Annotated in this window: 23 protein-coding genes; 15 read left to right on the top strand and 8 right to left on the bottom strand. The window is 69.4% G+C overall.

Translation table 11 applies throughout. The annotated features are described in order from the left end of the window. The first annotated feature begins 1 nt into the window (after position 1). Both miaB and AORI_RS52740 read left to right on the top strand, forming a co-directional pair. Entirely contained in the window at positions 2 to 1,516 is a 1,515-nt protein-coding gene (gene miaB / locus AORI_RS52735) for a tRNA (N6-isopentenyl adenosine(37)-C2)-methylthiotransferase MiaB (protein ID WP_016332724.1), read from the top strand. Continuing rightward, positions 1,513 to 1,974, top strand: a complete 462-nt coding sequence (locus AORI_RS52740) for an Rv2732c family membrane protein (RefSeq protein ID WP_016332725.1) — start codon at positions 1,513 to 1,515, stop codon at positions 1,972 to 1,974. Before miaB ends, AORI_RS52740 begins: the two co-directional genes overlap by 4 nt. On the opposite strand, the gene AORI_RS52745 is transcribed toward AORI_RS52740, so the two are convergent. Together AORI_RS52745 and AORI_RS52750 are read right to left on the bottom strand one after the other, a co-directional pair. After that, positions 1,971 to 2,423 carry a hypothetical protein gene (locus tag AORI_RS52745; protein ID WP_016332726.1) on the bottom strand — a complete coding sequence of 151 codons (453 nt, stop codon included), beginning with the start codon at positions 2,421 to 2,423 and terminating at the stop codon, positions 1,971 to 1,973. The two genes, AORI_RS52740 and AORI_RS52745, sit on opposite strands and share 4 nt — an antisense overlap. A 174-nt stretch (positions 2,424 to 2,597) precedes the next feature. Then, positions 2,598 to 3,911: a DUF349 domain-containing protein gene (locus AORI_RS52750; protein WP_016332727.1), complete on the bottom strand. Its 1,314-nt coding sequence runs from the start codon at positions 3,909 to 3,911 to the stop codon at positions 2,598 to 2,600. A gap of 235 nt (positions 3,912 to 4,146) precedes the next feature. Between AORI_RS52750 and AORI_RS52755 the strand changes: the two genes are divergently transcribed. Genes AORI_RS52755 through dapF form a run of 3 tightly spaced genes read left to right on the top strand, consistent with a single transcriptional unit; the run spans position 4,147 to position 6,567 of the window. Further along, positions 4,147 to 4,833: a class III extradiol dioxygenase subunit B-like domain-containing protein gene (locus tag AORI_RS52755; protein ID WP_043848692.1), complete on the top strand. Its 687-nt coding sequence runs from the start codon at positions 4,147 to 4,149 to the stop codon at positions 4,831 to 4,833. Next, on the top strand, positions 4,830 to 5,732 hold the full coding sequence (gene miaA / locus AORI_RS52760) for a tRNA (adenosine(37)-N6)-dimethylallyltransferase MiaA (protein WP_016332729.1): 903 nt from the start codon (positions 4,830 to 4,832) through the stop codon (positions 5,730 to 5,732). Before AORI_RS52755 ends, miaA begins: the two co-directional genes overlap by 4 nt. A 10-nt stretch (positions 5,733 to 5,742) precedes the next feature. After that, positions 5,743 to 6,567 carry a diaminopimelate epimerase gene (gene dapF, locus AORI_RS52765; RefSeq protein ID WP_016332730.1) on the top strand — a complete coding sequence of 275 codons (825 nt, stop codon included), beginning with the start codon at positions 5,743 to 5,745 and terminating at the stop codon, positions 6,565 to 6,567. On the opposite strand, the gene AORI_RS52770 is transcribed toward dapF, so the two are convergent. Next, positions 6,564 to 7,808, bottom strand: a complete 1,245-nt coding sequence (locus tag AORI_RS52770) for an MFS transporter (RefSeq protein WP_016332731.1) — start codon at positions 7,806 to 7,808, stop codon at positions 6,564 to 6,566. The two genes, dapF and AORI_RS52770, sit on opposite strands and share 4 nt — an antisense overlap. 61 nt (positions 7,809 to 7,869) lie before the next feature. On the opposite strand from AORI_RS52770, the gene AORI_RS52775 reads away from it, so the two are divergent. The 3 genes from AORI_RS52775 (at position 7,870) to AORI_RS52785 (ending at position 11,060) form a co-directional block, all read left to right on the top strand. Next, positions 7,870 to 8,367, top strand: coding sequence for an ArsR/SmtB family transcription factor (locus AORI_RS52775; RefSeq protein WP_016332732.1), 498 nt, complete (start codon positions 7,870 to 7,872; stop codon positions 8,365 to 8,367). A 43-nt stretch (positions 8,368 to 8,410) separates the two neighbouring features. Next, positions 8,411 to 9,844 carry a GTPase HflX gene (gene hflX, locus AORI_RS52780; protein ID WP_016332733.1) on the top strand — a complete coding sequence of 478 codons (1,434 nt, stop codon included), beginning with the start codon at positions 8,411 to 8,413 and terminating at the stop codon, positions 9,842 to 9,844. A gap of 202 nt (positions 9,845 to 10,046) precedes the next feature. After that, positions 10,047 to 11,060: an SdiA-regulated/phytase-like domain-containing protein gene (locus AORI_RS52785; protein ID WP_016332734.1), complete on the top strand. Its 1,014-nt coding sequence runs from the start codon at positions 10,047 to 10,049 to the stop codon at positions 11,058 to 11,060. Positions 11,061 to 11,142: 82 nt separating this feature from the next. Here AORI_RS52785 and lexA read toward each other — a convergent pair whose 3' ends face one another. Further along, entirely contained in the window at positions 11,143 to 11,859 is a 717-nt protein-coding gene (gene lexA / locus AORI_RS52790) for a transcriptional repressor LexA (RefSeq protein WP_037343289.1), read from the bottom strand. Positions 11,860 to 12,177: 318 nt separating this feature from the next. On the opposite strand from lexA, the gene AORI_RS84250 reads away from it, so the two are divergent. The 4 genes from AORI_RS84250 (at position 12,178) to AORI_RS52810 (ending at position 17,044) form a co-directional block, all read left to right on the top strand. Beyond that, complete coding sequence (locus tag AORI_RS84250; RefSeq protein WP_016332735.1) at positions 12,178 to 12,672, top strand: LysM peptidoglycan-binding domain-containing protein; 495 nt, start codon at positions 12,178 to 12,180, stop codon at positions 12,670 to 12,672. Between the two features lie 301 nt (positions 12,673 to 12,973). Then, positions 12,974 to 13,462, top strand: coding sequence for a transcriptional regulator NrdR (gene nrdR / locus AORI_RS52800; RefSeq protein ID WP_034311932.1), 489 nt, complete (start codon positions 12,974 to 12,976; stop codon positions 13,460 to 13,462). Between the two features lie 34 nt (positions 13,463 to 13,496). Beyond that, on the top strand, positions 13,497 to 16,313 hold the full coding sequence (locus tag AORI_RS52805) for a vitamin B12-dependent ribonucleotide reductase (RefSeq protein WP_016332736.1): 2,817 nt from the start codon (positions 13,497 to 13,499) through the stop codon (positions 16,311 to 16,313). A gap of 38 nt (positions 16,314 to 16,351) precedes the next feature. Next, entirely contained in the window at positions 16,352 to 17,044 is a 693-nt protein-coding gene (locus tag AORI_RS52810; RefSeq protein ID WP_046199771.1) for a hypothetical protein, read from the top strand. On the opposite strand, the gene AORI_RS52815 is transcribed toward AORI_RS52810, so the two are convergent. Genes AORI_RS52815 through AORI_RS52825 form a run of 3 tightly spaced genes read right to left on the bottom strand, consistent with a single transcriptional unit; the run spans position 17,032 to position 19,095 of the window. After that, complete coding sequence (locus tag AORI_RS52815) at positions 17,032 to 17,388, bottom strand: DoxX family protein (protein WP_016332738.1); 357 nt, start codon at positions 17,386 to 17,388, stop codon at positions 17,032 to 17,034. The two genes, AORI_RS52810 and AORI_RS52815, sit on opposite strands and share 13 nt — an antisense overlap. A gap of 39 nt (positions 17,389 to 17,427) precedes the next feature. Beyond that, positions 17,428 to 18,477: a DUF2293 domain-containing protein gene (locus tag AORI_RS52820; protein ID WP_016332739.1), complete on the bottom strand. Its 1,050-nt coding sequence runs from the start codon at positions 18,475 to 18,477 to the stop codon at positions 17,428 to 17,430. Between the two features lie 18 nt (positions 18,478 to 18,495). After that, complete coding sequence (locus AORI_RS52825; protein WP_043847998.1) at positions 18,496 to 19,095, bottom strand: CGNR zinc finger domain-containing protein; 600 nt, start codon at positions 19,093 to 19,095, stop codon at positions 18,496 to 18,498. A 55-nt stretch (positions 19,096 to 19,150) separates the two neighbouring features. Here AORI_RS52825 and AORI_RS52830 point away from each other — a divergent pair, with 55 nt between their 5' ends. Then, the gene (locus tag AORI_RS52830; RefSeq protein ID WP_016332741.1) at positions 19,151 to 19,549 is read left to right on the top strand and encodes an SRPBCC family protein; all 399 of its coding nucleotides are present in this window, start codon (positions 19,151 to 19,153) and stop codon (positions 19,547 to 19,549) included. On the opposite strand, the gene AORI_RS52835 is transcribed toward AORI_RS52830, so the two are convergent. After that, positions 19,550 to 20,134, bottom strand: coding sequence for a TetR/AcrR family transcriptional regulator (locus AORI_RS52835; protein WP_016332742.1), 585 nt, complete (start codon positions 20,132 to 20,134; stop codon positions 19,550 to 19,552). A 94-nt stretch (positions 20,135 to 20,228) separates the two neighbouring features. Here AORI_RS52835 and AORI_RS52840 point away from each other — a divergent pair, with 94 nt between their 5' ends. Both AORI_RS52840 and AORI_RS52845 read left to right on the top strand, forming a co-directional pair. After that, a complete protein-coding gene (locus AORI_RS52840; RefSeq protein ID WP_016332743.1) occupies positions 20,229 to 20,876 on the top strand; it encodes an FMN-dependent NADH-azoreductase in 648 nt (215 codons plus the stop codon). Then, on the top strand, positions 20,876 to 21,190 hold the full coding sequence (locus tag AORI_RS52845; RefSeq protein ID WP_016332744.1) for a DMT family transporter: 315 nt from the start codon (positions 20,876 to 20,878) through the stop codon (positions 21,188 to 21,190). Before AORI_RS52840 ends, AORI_RS52845 begins: the two co-directional genes overlap by 1 nt. Positions 21,191 to 21,208 lie beyond the last annotated feature (18 nt).

Raw genomic sequence — 21,208 nt, forward strand, 5'->3', positions numbered from 1 at the left:
CATGGAACCCCGCCCGCGTACCCTCGAAGGCGAGATGAGCGCGCGCACTTACCAGATCCGCACCTTCGGCTGCCAGATGAACGTGCATGACTCCGAACGTCTTGCCGGGCAGCTCGAGGACGCCGGCTACGTCCCGGGTGACGGCGAGGCCACACCCGACCTGATCGTGTTCAACACCTGCGCGGTGCGGGAGAACGCGGACAACAAGCTGTACGGCACCCTCGGCCATCTGCGCCCGCAGAAGACCGCGAAGCCGGACATGCAGATCGCCGTCGGCGGCTGCCTCGCGCAGAAGGACCGCGGCGAGATCGTCAAGCGCGCGCCCTGGGTGGACGTCGTCTTCGGCACGCACAACATCGGTTCGCTGCCGACGCTGCTGGAGCGCGCGCGGCACAACGCCGAGGCCGAGGTCGAGATCCTCGAATCGCTCGAGACCTTCCCCTCGACGCTCCCGGCGAAGCGCGACTCGGCGTACGCGGGCTGGGTGTCGATTTCGGTCGGCTGCAACAACACCTGCACCTTCTGCATCGTCCCGGCGCTGCGCGGCAAGGAACGCGACCGCCGTCCCGGCGAGATCCTGGCCGAGGTCGAGGCGCTCGTCGCCGAAGGCGTGCTGGAAGTGACCTTGCTCGGCCAGAACGTGAACTCCTACGGCGTCGAATTCGGCGACCGGCTCGCGTTCGGGAAGCTGCTGCGCGCCTGCGGTTCGGTGGACGGGCTGGAGCGCGTCCGGTTCACCTCGCCGCATCCGGCGGCGTTCACCGAGGACGTCATCGACGCGATGGCCGAGACCCCGAACGTGTGCCACCAGCTGCACATGCCGCTGCAGTCCGGTTCGGACCGGGTGCTGCGCGAGATGAAGCGGTCGTACCGGTCGGCGCGCTACCTCAAGCTCCTCGACCGCGTGCGCGAGTCCATGCCCGACGCCGCGATCACCACCGACATCATCGTCGGCTTCCCCGGCGAGACCGAGGAAGACTTCCAGGCGACGCTCGACGTCGTCGCGCAGGCGCGCTTCTCCAGCGCGTTCACCTTCCAGTACTCGATCCGGCCGGGCACGCCCGCCGCCGAGATGGACGGGCAGCTGCCGAAGGAGGTCGTGCAGGAGCGCTACGAGCGGCTCGTGAAACTGCAGAACGACATCTCCTGGGACGAGAACAAGAAGATCGTCGGACGGCGGGTCGAGCTGCTGGTGGCCTCCGGCGAGGGCCGCAAGGACACCGAGACGCAGCGGATGAGCGGCCGCGCCCGTGACGGCAGGCTCGTCCACTTCACGCCGACGGGGCCGCTGGTGGACCGCTCGGTGCGGCCCGGCGACGTCGTCGAGACCGTGGTGACCTACGGCGCGCCGCACCACCTCGTCGCCGACGGCGACCTGCTTTCGCACCGCCGCACCAAGGCGGGCGACAACTCCGAGGCCGGGCTGCGGCCGAAGACCAACGGCGTGACGCTGGGCCTGCCGGGCTTCGGCGCCCCGGCCGTCACGCCGGAACCGGTGAGCGGGTGTGCACTGTGACCGAACCGAAGATCGACGAACTCGCCGCCGAGATCGACGAGGTCGGTGAGCGCGCGGCCAAGACGATCGAGCTGGGCAGGCGCGGATTCACCATCGCCGTGCTGGTGTTCGTGCTGCTGATCGCCCAGCTGCTGCCCTGGGTCGGCGAGCACGCCGGCTGGGAGGTGCTGCTCGGCCGGGGCGGCGGGATCCCGCAGCTGTTCGCCGCGACCTCCACCGGGATCGGGGTGTTCGTCGGCGCCGTCACGCTGGTGACCCGGCGCTGGTGGCTGGCCTGGGTCTGCGCCGCGGGCGGCTGGTTCGCCTCCGTCGACGGGATGCTCGCGATCTGGTCACAGCAGTCCTCGAACGCGACCGGCGCGGCCGGTGGCGGTCCGGGCTTCGGGTTGATCGTCGCCTGGATCGCCACCGTCGCGCTGGCCGTCTACTGGATGCGTGCGGCCTTCTCCCGCAGCTAGCCGACCCGCAAGGTGAGGTTGCTGGACGTGTACGCGCTCGCGTAGAGCGTCGTTTCGGGGTGGTAGGCCCTCAGCGTGACCACCGCGCTGAAGGAGAAGCTCAGCTTCAGGGAGAACGTCGAGTTCGGACGGCAGGTGGTGTCGGCGATGTTCACCCACACGCTGCCCTGAAGCTGCTGCACGATGATCGCTTCGAGGCTGTCCGTGCCGTCGGCGCCTTCCGCGGCCTGCAGCGTCCCTTTGAGTGTGACCTTTTCGTTGACCTTGACCTGCTTCTTGCTGAGCGAGGCGTCGAGTTTGACCTTCTTCTTGCCCGCTTCGGCGGAGATCGGGGCCGGTGCCGGGGCGGCCGTCGCCGACGCGGCCGGGGCGAGCCCGGCCACCAGAGCACAACTGATCGCCAGGGCGGCGAACGCCCGGCGTACTGGGGGAATCAGTGTCTGGTTCATGATCGAAGTCGACCACGGTTGAGCGCGGAGAGCGCTCGAATACGCACGAAGGTGCTAGCCATCCCTCCACAGTGGAGTGACGCGTGAGTCGTCCCCCCGAACGCCATGAAAGGTCCTTTCCTTGCAAATTTTGCAAGGAAAGGACCTTTCATGGCACTACAGAACGCCGAAGACCTACCGGTCCGCGATGGCCGCTTCCGCCGCCTCGAGCCACTCACGCCACTGCGCGGCCTGCTCGTCCGCCTTCTTCGCACGCCGCTCGTCGCCCGCCGCACGGGCCTTGGCCGCCTGCGACTCGAACTGTTCGACCCGCTCGCGGAACTGCGCCGCCCTGGCCTGAGCCTCGGGGTCGGTCCGTCGCCACTTGCTGTCCTCGGCCGACTTGATCGCGTCCTGCACGGCCTTCAGGCGCCCGTCCAGCTCGCGGATGCGCTCGCGCGGGACCTTGCCGATCTCGTCCCACTGGTCCTGGATGCGGCGCATGTGCTGCTTCGCCGCGTCCAGGTTCGCCGCGGGGTCGATCTTCTCGGCCTCGACGAGGAGTTCTTCCTTCTGCTGCGCGTTGGTCGCGAATTCGGCGTCCCGCTCGGAGAACACCGCGGACCGCCGGGCGAAGAACTTGTCCTGCGCGGCGCGGAACCGCTGCCAGAGCGCTTCGTCGCTGTCCTTGGGGGCGCGGCCGGCGGCCTTCCACTCGGTCATCAGGTCCTTGTAGCGACCCGCCGTCTCGCCCCAGTCCGACGACTCCGAGAGCGATTCCGCCTCGGCGATCAGCTCTTCCTTGCGGTGCTTGGCACCCGCGCGCTGCTTGTCGAGCTCGGCGAAATGCGAGCCTCGGCGGCGGTTGAACGCCTCACGGGCCTTGGAGAACCGCTTCCACAGCTCGTCGTCGGTCTTGCGGTCGACGCCCTTGACGGTCTTCCACTCGTCCAGGATCGCGCGCAGCCGGTCTCCGGCGGCCTTCCACTGCGTCGACTCGGCGGCGAGTTTCTCGGCCTCGTCGGCGAGGGCCTGCTTGCGGACGACGGCGGCCGCGCGGGCCTCCTCACGCTCTTGCTTGGCCGAGGCCAGCGCCTTCTCGGCGTGGGCGATGACCTGTTCGATGCGGCCGCTCAGCGCGGCGATGTCGCCGACGACGGCGGCTTCGGCGAGGCCGTCACGCAGCTGCGTGGCCGTCGCCAGCGCGTGCTTCGGGTCGCCCGCGCCGGACTCCAGCCGGGTCTCCAGCAGCTCGACCTCGGTGCGCAGGTCGTCGAAGCGGCGCGCGTAGTGGAGCAGACCCTCGTCCGGGCTCCCGGCCTGCCAGACACCGACCGCGCGTTCGCCGTCGGGTGTGGTGACGTAGACCGTTCCTTCTTCGTCGACCCTGCCCCAAGCGGACGGGCTGGGCTCGGCGGGCGGCACGGGGGGTGCGGGATGCCCGCCACCGAGCGCGTGCGGTACCGGGTGCGGTGCCGGGGTACCGGTGGACGTGTTCTCCTGGGCCATCGCAGGCTCCTTATCGCCTGTACGCCCGCTGGCGCGGGCGCCCCGCCTAGCGACGGGGCCGGGTAATGCGTTGCCGTCTTGCTTCCGGGGCATCAGCCCCTTGCGGCATTCAAGCAGCTCAGCGTCCACCGTGGAACCGGATGAACCACCAGAGGGCAGTGATCCTACTTCCGGAGGACCCTCCGTGTCGGTCGGTTGCGGGTCGTGGATGGCGGGGAAGGTAACGTCGGCGGCCGTGATCCGCCGTGTCGCCGTGCTCCCGCAACCCCCGCTGCTCATCCCCGAACTGGCCGCCGGAGCGGCAGACGAGTGCGCCGAGCTGCGCGAAGCCTGCCTCGCCGCGGCGAGGCGCCTGACCAGTGCCTCACCGGACTGGGTCGTCGTCGGCGCGGCCGCCGGTGCGCCCGAAGTGCCGGAACACGCGAGCGGCTCTTTCCGCGGTTTCGGCGTCGACCTCGGAGTCTCACTCAGCCGGGTGACGGCGCCCGAAACCGAGCTGCCGTTGCCCGCGCTCGTCGCCGGCTGGCTACGTGAACAGGCCGGCGCGTCCTCCGTCCGAGTCCATCTCGTGGAGCCCGCCACCCCCTCCGACCAGTGCGGACAGTTCGCCCGCGCGGTGGGAGACCACCCCGCCGTGCTCATTCTCGGCGACGGTTCGAGCAGGCACGGCCCCCGTTCCCCCGGCGGCGAGGACGCGCGCGCGGAAGGGTTCGACGCCGGGATCCGCGACGCCCTGGCCAAGGCCGACACGGGAGCGCTGGCCGCGCTCGACCCCGCACTGGCCGCCGAGCTCGGGGCCGGCGGCCGCGCGCCCTGGCAGGTCCTCGCCGGTCTGGCGGACGGCGACTGGACCGCCGAGGTCCTCTACTCGGCCGCGCCGTTCGGCGTGGGCTACCACGTCGCGGTCTGGGACCACGCGTGATCCGGCCGGTCGCGGTCGTCGGACCCACGGCGACCGGGAAGACCGCACTGGCGGTCGAACTCGCCCTCACCCTCGGGGGTGAGGTCGTCAACGCCGACGCGCTGCAGCTCTACCGCGGGATGGACATCGGGACGGCCAAGGCGACCGTCGAGGAGCGGCGCGGCGTGCCGCATCACCTGCTCGACGTCCTCGACGTCACCGAGACGGCGTCCGTCGCCGCCTATCAGCGCGATGCGCGTCAGCGCGTCGAAGAACTCCTCGATGCCGGCCGCGTGCCGATCCTCACCGGCGGGTCGGGCCTCTACGTCCAAGCCGTGCTCGACGACCTCAAATTCCCGGGCACCGATCCGGATGTGCGCGCCCGGCTGACCGCCGAGACCGACGAAATCGGCGTCCCCGCGATGCACGCCCGGCTCGCGGAACTGGACCCCGTCGCCGCCACGGCCATCCTGCCGACCAACAGCCGCCGGATCGTGCGCGCGCTGGAGGTCATCGAGATCACCGGCGAACCGTTCTCGGCGAACCTGCCGAAACCGGGGCCCGCGCGCTACGACACGGTTTTGATCGGCATCGACCGCGAACCGGCGGAACTCGACGCCCGCGTCGACCGCCGCGTGGAGCTCATGTTCGAAGCCGGGCTCGTCGACGAGGTCCGGACGTTGCTGGGCCAAGGACTCCGTGACGGGCTCACCGCATCGAGGGCGTTGGGCTACCAACAAGTGATCGCCGCGCTCGACGGCGACGGTGACTTCGCGGCCGCGTCGGCGGCCACCGCACAGGCCACCCGGAGGTTCGTGCGGAGGCAACGTTCCTGGTTCCGGCGGGACAAGCGCATCCAGTGGTTCGACGGCGGTTCGGAGCGGCTGGCCGAGCGCGTCCTCGAAGCGGTGGCCCAGTAATCTTGGCGCCATGGGCGGCATCGAATTCCTCAAGGGACACGGCACACAGAACGATTTCGTGCTGCTTCCCGACCCCGACGGCCGCCTCGATCTGACCGAAGCGCGGGTGGCCGCGTTGTGCGACCGTCAGCGCGGTCTCGGCGCCGATGGTGTGCTCCGGATCGTGCGGTCGGCCGCACTGGGTGCCGAGTCCGGCGGCGAATGGTTCATGGACTACCGCAACGCCGACGGGTCCATCGCGGAGATGTGCGGCAACGGCGTCCGGGTCTTCGTCCGCCACCTCGTCGATTCCGGGCTGGTGCCCGAACGCGACTTCGTCATCGGCACCCGTGCCGGAGACCGTCCGGTGCGGATGCACGCCGACGGCTCGGTGACCGTGCAGATGGGTCCGGCGACGATCACCGGCACGTCGGTCACCGTGGTCGCGGGCAAGCCGTTCTCCGGGGTCGCGGTGAACGTCGGCAACCCGCACCTGGTGTCGGTCGTCGACGACGACGTCGACGTGCTCGACCTGCGCGACCAGCCCGACTTCGACTCCGACGTGTTCCCCGACGGCGTGAACCTCGAGTTCATCAACCTGCTGGGCGAGGGCGTGCTGAAGATGCGTGTCCACGAACGCGGCGTCGGCGAGACGCGGTCCTGCGGCACCGGCACGGTCGCCGCGGTCGCCGCGGCCCTGCACCTCGCGGGCACCGACACCGGTGAGGCGACCGTCGACATCCCCGGCGGCCGCGTGGTGGTGGAGGTCCGTCGCGGCGGGTCCACGCTGACCGGCCCGGCGGAGATCGTCGCCCGAGGGGAACTCGACGAAACCTGGTGGGCCGGGCTCGGTTAGCCGACCGCGATCGGCTCCTTCGGAAGGTCGCGAAGCTTCCGGATCGGCGAGAAGACCACCCACAGCAGCGCGGCCGTCTCGCCGACCGCGACGAACCACAGCGTCCCCCGGATCCCGATCGCCTCGCCCAATACGCCGCCGATCAGCCCTCCCAACGGCAACATCCCCCACACCACGAAACGCACGCTGGCGTTCATCCGGCCGAGCAGCCGGTCCGGGCAGACGGCCTGCCGATACGAGACCTGCGCGACGTTGTAGACGATGATCCCGAACCCCGCGATCGCCAGCGCCGCGGGGAACAGCACGATCCGCCAGCCCGGCGCGGCGAGCGGGAGCAGCAGCTGAAACGGCCACGTCAGCAGCGGGACGAACCAGATCGACCGTGCCTGTCCGATCCGCCGGGTGATCCGCCCGGCGAGGATCGCCCCGATGATCCCGCCCACGCCACCGGTCGCCAGTACGACGCCGACGACCGCGGGTGACAGGCCCAGCTCCCGGTGCAGGAACAGGATCTCCACCGCGGTGAAGGCGCCGTTGAACAGGTTCGCGGTCGCGGTGCAGGCGACGATGGAGCGCAAAGCCGCGTCGGTGAACACGAATCGCAGTCCTTCGACGATCTGAGGGAGCAGCTTCGCGTCCTCGTGGTGTTCGGGAATCTCCTCGACGGTGCGGATCCGCAGCAGGCACAGCGCCGAGGTCAGGAAGCCCATGCCGGTCATCAGCACGGCGTTGGCGGCGCCCGCCAGCTGCACGAGCCCGCCGCCGATGCCCGGCCCGGTCAGGAACGCGACCGACTGACTCGCCTGGAGCTTCGCGTTGCCTTCGAGGAGGTGCTCGCGGCCGACCAGCGACGGCAGATACGACTGGTAGGCGACGTCGAAGAACACCGTCGCGACGCCGACGAGCGTGGCGACGATGACCAGCTGCGTCAGCGACAGGATCCCCGCCCACCACGCCAGCGGAATGCTGAAGAGCAGCGCGGCGCGCACGACGTCGGCCCGCAGCATCAAGACCCGGCGTCGCATCCGGTCGACCCACACCCCGGCGGGCAGCCCGATGATCAGGAACGCGATGGTCTCGGCCGCGGTCAGCAGCCCCATCTCGAATGGGGTCGCGGCCAGCACGGTGGCCGCGAGCAGGGGAATCACGGTGTGGCCGGCGAAGGCACCCACCTGGCTGGCCGTGTCACCCGCCCAGAGCCGCCGGAAGTCCGCGTGGAAGAAGAGGGAGTCTCTGCGCACGACGCCACCTTGGCGCGAGTGATTGGAAACTGTCAATCACTTTCGGCTTTAGGCTGTCCTGGTGCCCACTCCACGACGCGCCGCCACCGAGGCCGAGATCGCCGCGATGGCCTCCGGAATAAGGCTGCGCATCATCCGGTTGACCTATTCCGAGGCGCTGACCAACAAGGAGCTCGCCGAACGGCTCGATCGCGACCCGGCGACGACGCTGCACCACGTGCGCAAACTCGTCGACACGGGGTTCCTCGAAGCGCTCCCGCCGCGACGCGGCACGCGCGGTGCGAAAGAAATTCCGTATCGCTCGACCGGGTTGTCGTGGCATCTTGATTCCCGCGACAGGGGGATCGATCAGGCGATCTTCGAGGCATATCTGGCCGAGATCGCCGATGTGGGATTCGACGAGGTGCAGCAGACGCGCCTGGTCGTCCAGGTGCCCGACGAGCAGATCACCGAGTTCGAAACGCGGCTGATGGAGCTCGTCGACGACTTCATGGCACGGCCGGTCGACCCGGAAGCGAAACGCACGGCCATCTACCTGTCGAAGTATCCCAGCAGGTAATGAATTCGGTCCCGCCGCCGAAACGTGGGACCATGGAGGCACGATGACGGAACTGACACACAACGATCTGAACGACATGGACCCTTCGACCGGCGAACTGGAGCTCGAGGACCGCGCCTCGCTCCGCCGGGTAGCGGGCCTGTCCACCGAACTCGCGGATGTCACCGAGGTCGAATACCGGCAGTTGCGCCTGGAGCGCGTCGTTCTGGTCGGTGTGTGGACCGAGGGCAGCGCCCTCCAGTCCGAGGCCTCGCTCGCCGAACTCGCCCGGCTCGCCGAAACGGCGGGCTCCGAGGTGCTGGAAGGCCTGGTGCAGCGGCGGATCCGCCCGGATCCCGCCACCTACATCGGCTCGGGCAAGGTCAAGGAACTGCGCGGGATCGTGGCGGCCACCGGGGCCGACACGGTGATCTGCGACGGTGAGCTCTCGCCCGGCCAGCTGCGCCAGCTGGAGGAGAAGGTCAAGGTGAAGGTCATCGACCGCACCGCCCTGATCCTCGACATCTTCGCGCAGCACGCCCGCTCCAAGGAGGGCAAGGCGCAGGTCGAGCTGGCCCAGCTGCAGTACCTGATCCCGCGGCTCCGCGGGTGGGGTGCGGCGCTGTCCCGGCAGGCCGGTGGCCGGGCGGGCGGCGCCAACGGTGGTGTGGGTCTGCGCGGTCCCGGTGAGACGAAGCTCGAAACCGACCGCCGCCGGATCAACAAGCGCGTGGCCAAGCTGCGCCGCGAGATCGCCGCGATGGACACCATCCGCGAGACCAAACGCGGTCGCCGGGTGGCCAACGAGGTGCCGAGCGTCGCGATCGTCGGCTACACCAACGCCGGCAAGTCGAGCCTGCTCAACGCGCTGACCGGCGCCGGGGTGCTGGTCGAGGACGCGCTGTTCGCCACGCTGGATCCGACGACCCGGCGGGCGCAGACGCCCGACGGCCGCACCTACACGCTGACCGACACCGTCGGTTTCGTCCGGCACCTGCCGCACCAGCTGGTGGACGCGTTCCGGTCGACGCTGGAGGAGGCGGCGAGCGCCGACCTGCTCGTGCACGTCGTCGATGGTTCCGACCCGACGCCGGAAGAGCAGGTCAACGCGGTGCGCGAAGTGCTCGCCGAGATCACGAAGCGCCGTTCCGAGCCGCTCCCGCCGGAGCTGCTGGTGATCAACAAGGCCGACGCCGCCGACGAGGTGTCGCTGGCCCGGTTGCGGCACCAGATGGCCGGTTCGGTGCAGGTGTCGGCGCGGACCGGTACCGGCATCACCGAGCTGGCCGAGGTGATCGCGGAGCGGCTGCCGAGGCCGGAGGTCGTGGTCGAGGTGCTGATCCCGTACTCGCGGGGCGAACTCGTCTCCCGCGCCCACGCCGACGGTGAGGTGCTGGAGGAAGAGCACGTCGAGACCGGTACCCGGCTGGTCGTCCGCGGCAGGCCCGAGCTGGCCGCGGCGCTGAGCGACTTCCAGACGAACGGTTCGGCTCTGTAGGCAAGTACGTGAAGGCCCCCTTCATCGCGCTGGACGCGATGAAGGGGGCCTTCACGTACCCAGGCGTTGGGGCACCGTGGCCGGTCACTGGAAGTGGCCTTCGCGACATTCCGCCCCATCTCGGCGTCCGCACCGAACTGCGCGCCGTCCCGCACGTCTCCGTAGTGTGGGGCTTCAGGGGTTCCACGGTACGGAGGTGGATGTGCGGGGGATTGTCGCGGCGGCGGTCATGCTGGCGGCGTTCATCGGCGGGACGGCTCCCGCCTTGGCGCAGGAGGTCCCGGCGCCGCAGCCGGTGTGCAAGAACGGCGACTCCCGGCTCAGCGAGCTCTCCGGTCTGGTTTCCGACGGCGAGCACCTGTACGCCCTCAACGACGGCGGGACCAAGACGCAGGTCTTCGTGCTCGGCCGCGACTGCAAGGTCCAGAAGGTCATTTCGGCGGCCACGGATCCGTACGACCCCGAAGACCTCGCCCGGACGGCGGACGGCACCTTCTGGCTTTCCGACACCGGCGACAACCGCAAGCGGCGGGACACGGTCGCGCTGATCTCGCTGACGCCGCAAGGCAAAGCGACGCTGCACCGGCTCACGTACCCCGACGGGCAGCACGACGTCGAGGCGCTGATCATGGACCGCTCCGGTGCGCCGTACCTGATCACGAAAGACGTCTTCGGCGACGCGAAGGTGTACCGGCCGACAGGGCCGCTCGCCAGTCCCGGGCCGACCCCGCTGGAGAGCGTGGGGTCACTGCAGATCAAGGAGACCTCGACCCCCGGCGGGCCCGTCGGGTCGATCGGTTCGATGACCGTCACCGGCGCGGCGTCGATGGCCGACGGCTCGGTGGTCGCGTTGCGCACCTACACCGACGCCTACCTCTACGCCGTCACCGACGGGGATCTCAAGAGCGCGCTGCAGCGCGAGCCCGTACGCGTGCCCCTGCCGAACGAGAAACAGGGCGAGGCGATCGCCTTCGACCCGGACGGGACGCTGCTGTCCGGCGGGGAGGGCGTCGGCGAGCAGATCCGGGCGGTGAAGGGCGCGGCCGCACTCGCGGTGGACGCGGCGAAATCCGAGGGCAGCACGTCGGGCGGGACCTCCGCGGCCGGTGGCACGGGCCAGGGGTCCGACTTCCCGTACGTGCAGGTCGGTATCGCCGCGGTCGTCGTGATCGGCGGCCTTCTCCTGGTCGGCAGGCTGCGCAAGCGGCGCGCTTGACCGAGAAGCGGAAGGGCTGCCGAAGCTGCCGAGCCTGACCCGGGTCGGCTGACCCGGGATCCCGGCGTGCTCCGGCTTGGGGCTACAGCCTGCGAAGAACGGCGACGACCTTGCCGAGGATCGTGGCGTCGTCACCCGGGATGGGCTCGTACGCCTCGTTGTGCGGCATCAGCCAGATGTGGCCGTCCTTGCGCTTGAACGTCTTGACCGTCGCTTCGCCGTCGATCATCGCCGCCACGATCTCGCCCGGGTCCGCCGTGGGCTGCTGGCGCACGACGACCCAGTCGCCATCGGTGATGGCGGCGTCGACCATCGAGTCACCGGTGACGCTGAGCAGGAACAGCTCACCCTCGCCGACGATCTCCCTCGGCAACGGGAAGACGTCTTCGATCGCCTGCTCCGCCAGCACCGGGCCACCGGCCGCGATCCGGCCGACGAGCGGTACGTACGCGGCCTTCGCGGCCGACTGCGGCTGCTCGACGTCGATGCCCATCGGGTTGTCGTCCGTCGTGGCGAGCACCCCCACCGCACGCGGGCGGTTCGGGTCGCGTCGCAGATAACCCTTGCGCTGCAGGGCCTGCAACTGGTGCGACACCGACGAAGTGGAGGTCAGCCCGACCGCCTCGCCGATCTCACGCACACTCGGCGGGTAGCCGAACCGGCTCACCCACAGTTTGATCACGTCGAGCACCTGCTGCTGCCGCACGGTCAGGGTCTCGTCCACCTCGTAGACCTCGGGCAAGGCGCGCACCTTGCCCGAGCCCCTAGGCGCGTTCCCCGCCTTGCTCTCCTTAGCCACCGTCTCGCTCCTTCATCTCCTGCGTCGCCTCCCAGTACGTCCGGTCGCCCGGACCGACTTCGCGTGTCTTCGCCGGTGGTGGACGATCTTCCCCGCCCACGGCACCGGCGGCGTCCGCGCAGCAGACGCCCTGGTCAACGACGTTAGCCCGCCGGGACGACGATTTCAAACATCTGTTCGATGGACACGCCGTGTCGCTCGATTTTTGTCGGTGGGAGGTGGTACACATTCGCACGGGCGTTCGATAGAACGCGTGTTCGATCTTGATGCCGGGTCCCGGCCCGGCGGCGAGTGCAGCAGGACTGCGAGGAGGTTCCGATGTCGATTCTGGCCGATCGAGGACTGGTGCGGCCCAGTTCCCCCGGGCCCGTTCCGGCAGGGGCGACCAGGCCCGTGCGGGTGGTGCGGGGCAGGCGTGCCGAGCCACTGCGTCCGCCGACCAGGGCGCGGGTCGTGGCGGGCCGCCGCCCCGGCGTCGCCACCGTCGCCCCGGCGTGCCCGGCGCCGCGGCGGCTCCCGCTCAGGTGGCCCTCGCTCGCCGGGATGGCCTTGCTCGTCGCCGGGGTCGTCACCGGATTGGGTCTGTTCTTGGCCGGCGCTCCCGGCGCCGCGGTACCCGAACGGACCACCACGGTGTCCGTTTCCGCGGGCGAGACGCTGACGGATCTCGCGGCGCGATTCGCGCCAGGCAGTGACACGGGCGCGGTCGTCGCCAGGATCAAGGAGCTCAACTCCCTGGAAAACGCCGTCCTCGTGCCCGGGTTGCCGCTCACGGTCCCCGTCGCGGCCGAGGTCGCGGAAGGCGGGAGGTGATCCCGGAGGACGCTCTCACCCGTCGTGGGTGAGCTCCTCTTTCGTGTCTGATCGACCCGCCGGTTGCGCTTGCGTGCGTCCGACCAGCGATCTAGTCTCCACCGCTATATGTAGTAGTTACATGGCTGTAGTTGGTCCATAGCTTGGGGTAGACTCGGTACCAGTTGTCCACAGCTGGCCGGTGTTCACCCACCGGATGTCCACAGATCGATCCACATGTCGATCTTTCCCGTCGTTGCGTGGCGACGGGGGCGGGCGTCCACTCGGGACCGGCCGGCGCGGAGGGGAAGGTGATCGGCGGATGAGGTGCCCGTTCTGCCGGCATGCGGACTCTCGGGTCGTCGACTCCCGAGAGGTGGATGAGGGTCAGGCGATCCGGCGGAGGCGCTCCTGTGCCGCTTGCGGCCGGCGCTTCACCACCTCGGAGACGATGGTGCTCGCCGTCGTCAAACGATCCGGGGTCACCGAGCAGTTCAGCCGGGACAAGGTGGTCCGGGGGGTGCGCCGCGCCTGCCAGGGCAGGCCGGTCGACGACGACGCGTTGCAGCAGCTCGCGCAGCGGGTCGAGGAGTCGATCCGGTCGGCGGGGCTGGCGGAGATCCCGAGTCACGAGGTCGGCCTGGCGATCCTGGGCCCCCTGCGCGAACTCGACGGCGTCGCCTATCTCCGGTTCGCCAGTGTCTACCGCTCCTTCTCCTCGGTCGAGGACTTCGAGAAGGAGATCTCGGACCTCCGCGAGGCCATGGCTGCCACACCGGACGAGAGCGATCAAGACGCGAAAGACGGCTGATGCCGCCTCCCGCGTGGGAGTGAGGGAAAGACCCATGACCGAGACCGTGGGAACAGGCAACCCGGCCACAGCGCGGACGAACGGGAAGAAGAAGCAGGCGGGCGGGCTCACCGTGCGCCGTGTCTTCACCACCGAGGGCGTCCACCCGTACGACCAGGTCACCTGGGAGAACCGGGACGTCGTGATGACGAACTGGCGCGACGGCACGGTCAACTTCGAGCAACGCGGTGTCGAGTTCCCCGGCTTCTGGTCGGTCAACGCGACGAACATCGTCACGAGCAAGTACTTCCGCGGCGCCGTGGGCACGCCTCAGCGCGAGCAGAGCCTGAAGCAGCTGATCGACCGCGTCGTGCACTCCTACGTCAACGCCGGCCGCGAACACGGCTACTTCGCGAGCCCCACCGACGCCGAGGTCTTCGAGCACGAGCTGACCTGGATGCTGCTGCACCAGGTGTTCAGCTTCAACTCGCCGGTGTGGTTCAACGTCGGCACGACATCGAAGCAGCAGGTCAGCGCCTGCTTCATCCTCGCGGTCGACGACACCATGGAGTCGATCCTCAACTGGTACCGCGAAGAGGGCCTGATCTTCAAGGGCGGCTCCGGTGCCGGGCTGAACCTCTCCCGCATCCGGTCCTCGCGTGAGCTGCTGTCCTCCGGCGGCACCGCGTCCGGCCCGGTCTCCTTCATGCGCGGCGCCGACGCCTCCGCGGGCACCATCAAATCCGGTGGCGCCACCCGGCGCGCGGCGAAGATGGTCGTGCTCGACGTCGACCACCCGGACGTCGAGGAGTTCGTGCAGACCAAGGCCCGCGAAGAGGAGAAGATCAAGGTCCTCCGCGACGCCGGGTTCGACATGGACCTTTCCGGCTCGGACATCGCCTCCGTCCAATACCAGAACGCGAACAACTCGGTCCGTGTCTCCGACGAGTTCATGCAGGCCGTCGAGACCGAGGGCGACTTCGGCCTGCGGTCGCGGACCACCGGCGAGGTCATCGACCGGGTCGACGCCAAGAAGCTGTTCCGCACCATCGCGCAGGCCGCCTGGGAATGCGCCGATCCGGGGCTGCAGTACGACGACACGATCAACGACTGGCACACCTGCCCCGAATCGGGCCGGATCACCGCCTCCAACCCGTGTTCGGAGTACATGCACCTGGACAACTCCAGCTGCAACCTGGCCTCGCTGAACCTGCTCAAGTTCGCCACCGAGGACGGCGGTTTCGACGCGCCGCTGTTCGCGAAGGCCGTCGAGCTGGTCATCACCGCGATGGACATCTCGATCTGCTTCGCCGACTTCCCGACCGAGGCGATCGGCGACACCACGCGCAAGTTCCGTCAGCTGGGCATCGGGTACGCGAACCTCGGCGCGCTGCTGATGGCGCTCGGGCACGCGTACGACTCCGACGGTGGCCGCGCGCTCGCCGCCGCGATCACGTCGCTGATGACCGGCGTCTCGTACCGGCGTTCCGCGGAACTCGCCGCGGTCGTCGGGCCGTACGAGGGCTACGCGCGCAATGCCGAGGCGCACCAGCGGGTCATGCGCAAGCACGCCGCCGCCAACGAACTCGTGCGGACCTACCACTCGAACGACGCCGCGGTCCGCGCGCTCGCGACCCAGGAATGGAAGCACGGCATCGAGCTGGGCGAGAAGAGCGGCTGGCGTAACGCGCAGGCCTCCGTGCTCGCGCCCACCGGCACCATCGGCTTCATGATGGACTGCGACACGACCGGCATCGAGCCGGACTTCTCGCTGGTCAAGTTCAAGAAGCTGGTCGGCGGCGGCTCGATGCAGATCGTGAACCAGACGATCCCGCGCGCACTGGCCGCACTCGGCTACCAGGGCGAGCAGATCGAAGCGATCGTCGAGTACATCGCCCAGCACGGCCACGTCGTCGACGCCCCCGTCCTGCGCCAGGAGCACTACGAGGTGTTCGACTGCGCGGTGGGGGAGCGGTCCATCGCGCCGATGGGGCACGTCCGCATGATGGCCGCGGTGCAGCCGTTCCTGTCGGGCGCGATCTCCAAGACGGTCAACATGCCGGAGTCGGCGACCGTCGAAGAGGTCGAGGAGATCTACTTCCAGGGCTGGAAGTACGGCCTCAAGGCGCTCGCGATCTACCGCGACAACTGCAAGGTCGGCCAGCCGCTGTCCAGCGGCAAGAAGGAGAAGGCCGAGCCCGAGGCCGAAAAGGTCGTCGAATACCGGCCGGTCCGCAAGCGCCTGCCGAAGAAGCGCCCGAGCCAGACGGTGTCGTTCACCGTCGGCGGCGCCGAGGGCTACCTGCACGCCGGTTCGTACCCGGACGACGGCCTCGGCGAGATCTTCGTCAAGCTCGGCAAGCAGGGATCGACCCTCTCGGGCGTGATGGACGCGTTCTCGATGTCGATCTCCGTCGGCCTGCAGCACGGGATCCCGCTGGAGTTCTACGTTTCGAAGTTCTCCAACCTGCGCTTCGAGCCCGCCGGCATGACCGACGACCCGGACATCCGGATCGCCACCAGCGTCATGGACTACCTGTTCCGCAGGCTGGCGCTGGACTACCTGCCGTACGAGAAGCGTTCGCAGCTCGGCATCTTCACCGCCGACGAACGTTCGGCGCAGGTCGAGGCGAGCTACGGCGGCGCGCCCGCCGCGGAACCGGAGAACGTCGACATCGACGCCCTCCGGTCCACTGTGGACTCTTCGTCCGCGGAGCCCGCCAAGGTCGCGCACTCGACGGCGGAACTCGTGGAGCTGAACCTGGGCACGGCTTCTGACGCGCCGCTCTGCATGACCTGCGGCACGAAGATGCGGCCCGCCGGTTCTTGCTACGCCTGCGAAGGGTGCGGAGCGACCTCCGGCTGCAGCTAGGTCACAGCGAATGTCATGAAAGGGTCGTTCAGGGCGATATGTGTCCTGAACGGCCCTTTCATGACACTGGAGGCGAGTGCGTGACCAACGTCGATCCCTTCGGCACACTCAAGCAAGCGCTCTGGATCTGCGGCGGTCAATGGGCGGGCAAGTCCACCGTCTCCCGTCTGCTCGCCCGCCGCCACGGCATCACCGTCTACCACTACGACTTCCACGACGCCCGCGCCCATCAGGACCGGCGCATCGCCCACCGCGTCCGGAACGGTTCGCCCGCCGAGGATCCCGACCCCGACACCGTGTGGGTCGAGCCCACACCCGAACGGATGGCCGCCGACACGATCGCCGGGTTCCCGCTGCGGTTCGAATGGGCTCTGGACGATCTGCGCGCGCTGGTGTCCGGGCGCCCGATCCTCGCCGAGGGCTGGGGGTTACGCCCGGAACTGGTCGCGCCTCTCCTGGATTCACCCCGGCGGATGATCGTGCTGGTACCCACGGACGAGTTCCGTGAGCATCAGCTGCGGGTGCTGCCCCGTGCCGCCGCGATGGCGCAGCGGGTCAGTGATCCCGAGCGCGCGCAGCGCAACCGGGTCGCGCGAGACCGTCTTGTCGCCGAAGACGCCGTCCGGACCGCGAAGGGGCTCGGTATCCGCGTACTGGAAATCGATGGCTCAAGGGACGCCGAAGTGGTCGCGGACGTCGTCGGCGAACACTTCGGTCTCTACCTGGTCTGAGCGAGATCGAGGACGAAGGCCGCCACCGCCAGCGCGAGGAATCCACCGGGGAAGGCGATGTTGTAGAGGACGCGCGCCCGCAAATGGGTGATGACGGCGCCGAGGTAGAACAGCACGAGCCCGGCGGCCGCCGCGGTCCCGAGGTACGGCACCCCGAACAGGCCGAGCAGCAGCCCGGCCGCGCCCGCGGCCTTCAGCGAGGCCAGCGGCGGGATCCAGGACGGTGGGACGTCGACCTCGGCGGAGTTCTTGAGCACGAACGGGATCCGTGCGAAGTCGGCGGCGGCGATCCCGGCGTTGATCGCGATCGTCACGATGGTCACGATGAGATATGCGGTGAACATGCCCCCTGGACGAGGTCCTCGCCCGAAACGTGACAGCGGTCAGGATCGCCAGCGTTCGAGCACCGCGTCGATGGTCGGCCGGATGCGGTCGCGGGCGGCCTGGCGTGCCACGCCCGCCATGAGGAGGTCGTCGTACTCGGTGTCCAGATGCCGGATCGAGGCGACGACGGCGAGGAACACCGCTCGTTCGGCCAGTTCCCGTCCCGCGGCGGACCGGCCCACCCGGCCGCTGCCGCGCAGGCCCGCGTGTTCGGCGATGGCGCATGCCCGGTCCGGCGGGCAGCCGGGGAACATCTCGGTGATCGCGGTGTGGAACCGGGCGGTGAACTCGACGTCTTCGTGGGCGCGGCGTTCCCGATCGCGGCCGCGGCGCCGTTCCCGGATGTCCTCGTCGGCGAGGCATTGTTCCTCGGCGGCGCGCAATGCCGCTTCTTCGACCAGGATCCCTTGCCGCTCATGGCGTTTCCGGGGCCGGTTGAACTTGGTGACGACGGCGGAAAGCCGGCTCGCCTTCTTCGCCCGGCGGGTCAGGGTGGCGTCTCCGGAGGGCAGGAAGACCAGATGGCCGAGGTCGGCGCAGTCGAGGCAATGCGGCTTTTCGTTCTCCGCGAACCACAGGTCGCCGGTGCCGCCGCAGTCGGCGCACGTCCAATCCCGCAGTGCCACCGACACCATGAGGTCGGGTGCTTTCCGTTGCCTGGCTTCGACTTGCGCGCGTTTGGCTTCGGACAGCCCCGGCATGATCCAGTGCGTCCGGAACAGCGGTTCGAGACCGGCGAGCTCGCCGGAGGTCACCTGGAGGGCCGTCCGGTCCCGGGTCGCACCGACGTGCTCGATCTCCGACGCTTCGAGGTCATTGGCCGCGACCCAGCGTTGCAGGGCATCGAGAGCGAAGGCCAGCTTCTCCGGTGCCACCGACAGCGCCCCCGTCAGCACGGGGATCCGGCCGCGCTGCCAGGCGTCGACGATGTTCTCCGAGAGCCAGCCGATGCCGGTGAGGATGCCGAGCGCGGTCACCGACTTCTTTTTGGCCAGCAGCTTTTCCGCCGTCTCGACGACGCGTTGCTCCAGTTTCGCTTCACCCTGCATCGCCGGGAATCCTAGCGATCACGCGGTTTCGGTGCGGGCCCGGTACGCCCGGATCTTGGCGCGGTTGCCGCAGCGCTCCATCGAGCACCAGCGGCGGTTGCCCGATCGCGAGGTGTCGAAGAACAGCAGGTAGCAGTCGCTCGCGGAACACTCGCGGACGCGGCCGGAGCGTTCACCCGCGACCAGGCCGATGGCGTCGCGGGCGACGGCGCCGAGGAGTTGCTTCCCGGTGACGGGCGGCGCCCAGGCGAGCCGCCGCGTCTCCGGGTCGACGAGTGGCCTCGGGGTGGCTTCGGTCGCGCTGTTCAGCACGGCGAGGTCGCCGGCCGACGGAGTTTCGCCCCGGGCGAGGGCGGGTGCGACGCGGTAGAGCGTGTCCCGCAGTTCCTTGAGCGCGGTGAGCTCGGCGGGCCGGATCCGGACGTCGGTCAGGGGAGCGGTCAGCGCCAGCCGGGAGCCGGTGAACCAGTCGGCGAGGGCGGACGGCGTATGCGCGATCTCGTAGCGCTCGTACGGGCCGGGGCCACCGGTCAGCATCAGTTCGAGGCTGAGGCTGCCCGGGTCGAACCGGTACCGCTCGCCCTGGGCGTTGACGAGCACTCTTGTTCCCGGAGTCATGTAACCACTATAGTCGGTTTCAGAAACCAGGTAAGACGGTTACAGCGGAGGCGTGATGATCGGCAAGACGAAGGACGCGGGCTGGGAGATCGGCGTGTCCAAGACGGTGGCGTATCCGCTGGACGAGGTTTGGGAGTACCTCTCGGGTCCGGGCCTCGCGGCCTGGCTGGGTGACGTACGGCTGGAGCCGGAGAAGGGCGCGCCGTACGAGACGGCCGAGGGCACCGTCGGCGAGGTCCGCGGTTACCGCGAACGCGAGAAGATCCGCCTCACCTGGCGGCCGAAGGACTGGGACCACGAAAGCACGGTTCAGGTCGGCCTCCGTCCGGCCGGTCTGGGCAAGACGACCGTGGTCTTCCATCAGGAGCGGCTCACCGGCCCGGAAGAGCGCGCCGCGCAGCGCGAGCACTGGCAGGCCGTGATGAAGCTGGTCGTCGACGGTCTCGCCGGCTGATCAGGAGAGCGTTCGCCGGGCGAGCTCGGCCAGGGTGTCGGTGATCCGTTCGACGCTCAGGCCGAGCTCGCCTGTTTGGTGCAGGAACACCTCGACGGCGAGCGGTGCCAGCAGGACGTCGGCGAGCACGTCCGGATCCGGGGCACTCGCCTGCTCGGCGAGATGGCGGACATGGGTACGCCACAGCTGGTACGGCCCGGTCGTGAACCGCGAGTGCCCGACCTCGGTGCCGAGGACGAGATGCGCGTGCCGGGCGAGCAGCCCGATCATCGCCGTGTAGAACGCGGCCAGCCGCTCGGCGGGTGGCGCGCCGGGCCCCAGCGGGGGAGGGCCGGTGAGCAGCCGCTCCTGGAGCTCCCGTTCGTGCTCGTCCAGCAGGGCGACGGCGATCGCCGAGCGGTCCGGGTAGCGGCGGTACAACGTCGCGCGACCGACTCCGGCCGCCTTGGCGATGTCCTCCATGGTGACGTCGGCCGCCGGACGTGCGGCGAAGAGCTCTTCGGCCGCCTTCAGTATCTTCGCGCGGTTACGGGCGGCATCCGAGCGTTCCCGTCCCGGGCCGTTCGCGAGCAGATCTTCCGGCATGGTCCGCAGCCTAGGGAATATCCGGACGCGGCGTCCACTTGTACCCGGCGAAGCAAGTGGACGCCGTGTCCACTTCCTGGTCCGGGAGGCCCCGATGAGCCACCTTCTCCACCTCGACTCCAGTGCCCGCAGCGCGTCGTTCTCCCGCGAGCTGAGCGCTCGCTTCGCCGACGCCTGGCGCGCCGCGAACCCGGGGGCGGCCTACACCTACCGTGACGTGGCCGCCGACCCGGTGCCGCCGATCGGGCAGGCCTGGACCGAGATCTGCGACGCCCTCCTCCAGGCGGGGATCACGGATCCGGCCGGGTACGCCTCCGTGGTGAAGACGCCGGAACAGCGCGAGGCCTGGACTGTCGTCGAGCCGCTGCTGGCCGAACTGCTCGCCGCGGACGTCGTGCTGATCGGCGCGCCGATGTACAACTTCTCGATCCCCGCGACGCTCAAGCTGTGGATCGACCAGGTGACGTTCCCGAAGATGTCCTTGGCGGGCAAGGCTTTCGTGGTCGCGGGAGCGCGTGGCGGCACCTATCTGCCGGGCACGCCGCGCGAGCCGGTCGACCACCACGAGCGCTACCTGCGCGACTTCTTCGCCGGGCACTACGACGTCCGGGACGTCACGTTCCTGCACTCCGAACTGACGAACGCCCTGGTCGACCCGCGGCTGAGCCCGCGTGACCCCGACCGGATCGCGTCGCGGGAGCAGGCGCTCCTCGGCGCCGAAAAAGCCGGAAGGGAAGTCTGATGGGCTGGGGAATCCTGCTGCTGGCGGGAGCCGTCGAGGTCGCCTGGTCACAGAGCATCAAGCCGACGGAGAACTTCACCCGGTTCTGGCCGACCGTGCTGTGCTTCGTGCTCGGCGTCGCCGCGGTGTACCTGCTGTCGAAAGCGATGGACTCGATCCCGGTGGGGACCGCGTACGCCGTTTTCACCGGCATCGGGGCGATCGGCGCGATCGTGTTCGGCATCGTGATCCACAAGGACCCGGTCAGCCTCGGCCGGTTCGCCGCGATGGCGCTGATCGTGGGAGGGGTGGTGCTCGCCAAGGTGACCGAGTGAGCCCCGGATGTCATGAAA

The sequence above is a fragment of the Amycolatopsis keratiniphila genome (assembly GCF_000400635.2).
GTDB lineage: Bacteria > Actinomycetota > Actinomycetes > Mycobacteriales > Pseudonocardiaceae > Amycolatopsis > Amycolatopsis keratiniphila.

Excerpts from the sequence above, each read along its gene's own strand:
- miaB (WP_016332724.1), top strand. The coding sequence starts at position 2 with ATGGAACCCCGCCCGCGTACCCTCGAAGGCGAGATGAGCGCGCGCACT.
- AORI_RS52825 (WP_043847998.1), bottom strand. The coding sequence starts at position 19,095 with ATGACTCCGGGAACAAGAGTGCTCGTCAACGCCCAGGGCGAGCGGTAC.
- AORI_RS52750 (WP_016332727.1), bottom strand. The coding sequence starts at position 3,911 with ATGGCCCAGGAGAACACGTCCACCGGTACCCCGGCACCGCACCCGGTA.
- AORI_RS52840 (WP_016332743.1), top strand. The coding sequence starts at position 20,229 with ATGAGCCACCTTCTCCACCTCGACTCCAGTGCCCGCAGCGCGTCGTTC.
- AORI_RS52820 (WP_016332739.1), bottom strand. The coding sequence starts at position 18,477 with ATGCAGGGTGAAGCGAAACTGGAGCAACGCGTCGTCGAGACGGCGGAA.
- AORI_RS52810 (WP_046199771.1), top strand. The coding sequence starts at position 16,352 with ATGTGTCCTGAACGGCCCTTTCATGACACTGGAGGCGAGTGCGTGACC.
- AORI_RS52845 (WP_016332744.1), top strand. The coding sequence starts at position 20,876 with ATGGGCTGGGGAATCCTGCTGCTGGCGGGAGCCGTCGAGGTCGCCTGG.
- hflX (WP_016332733.1), top strand. The coding sequence starts at position 8,411 with ATGACGGAACTGACACACAACGATCTGAACGACATGGACCCTTCGACC.
- AORI_RS84250 (WP_016332735.1), top strand. The coding sequence starts at position 12,178 with ATGTCGATTCTGGCCGATCGAGGACTGGTGCGGCCCAGTTCCCCCGGG.
- dapF (WP_016332730.1), top strand. The coding sequence starts at position 5,743 with ATGGGCGGCATCGAATTCCTCAAGGGACACGGCACACAGAACGATTTC.
- AORI_RS52830 (WP_016332741.1), top strand. The coding sequence starts at position 19,151 with ATGATCGGCAAGACGAAGGACGCGGGCTGGGAGATCGGCGTGTCCAAG.
- AORI_RS52745 (WP_016332726.1), bottom strand. The coding sequence starts at position 2,423 with ATGAACCAGACACTGATTCCCCCAGTACGCCGGGCGTTCGCCGCCCTG.
- AORI_RS52805 (WP_016332736.1), top strand. The coding sequence starts at position 13,497 with ATGACCGAGACCGTGGGAACAGGCAACCCGGCCACAGCGCGGACGAAC.
- AORI_RS52835 (WP_016332742.1), bottom strand. The coding sequence starts at position 20,134 with ATGCCGGAAGATCTGCTCGCGAACGGCCCGGGACGGGAACGCTCGGAT.
- nrdR (WP_034311932.1), top strand. The coding sequence starts at position 12,974 with ATGAGGTGCCCGTTCTGCCGGCATGCGGACTCTCGGGTCGTCGACTCC.
- AORI_RS52815 (WP_016332738.1), bottom strand. The coding sequence starts at position 17,388 with ATGTTCACCGCATATCTCATCGTGACCATCGTGACGATCGCGATCAAC.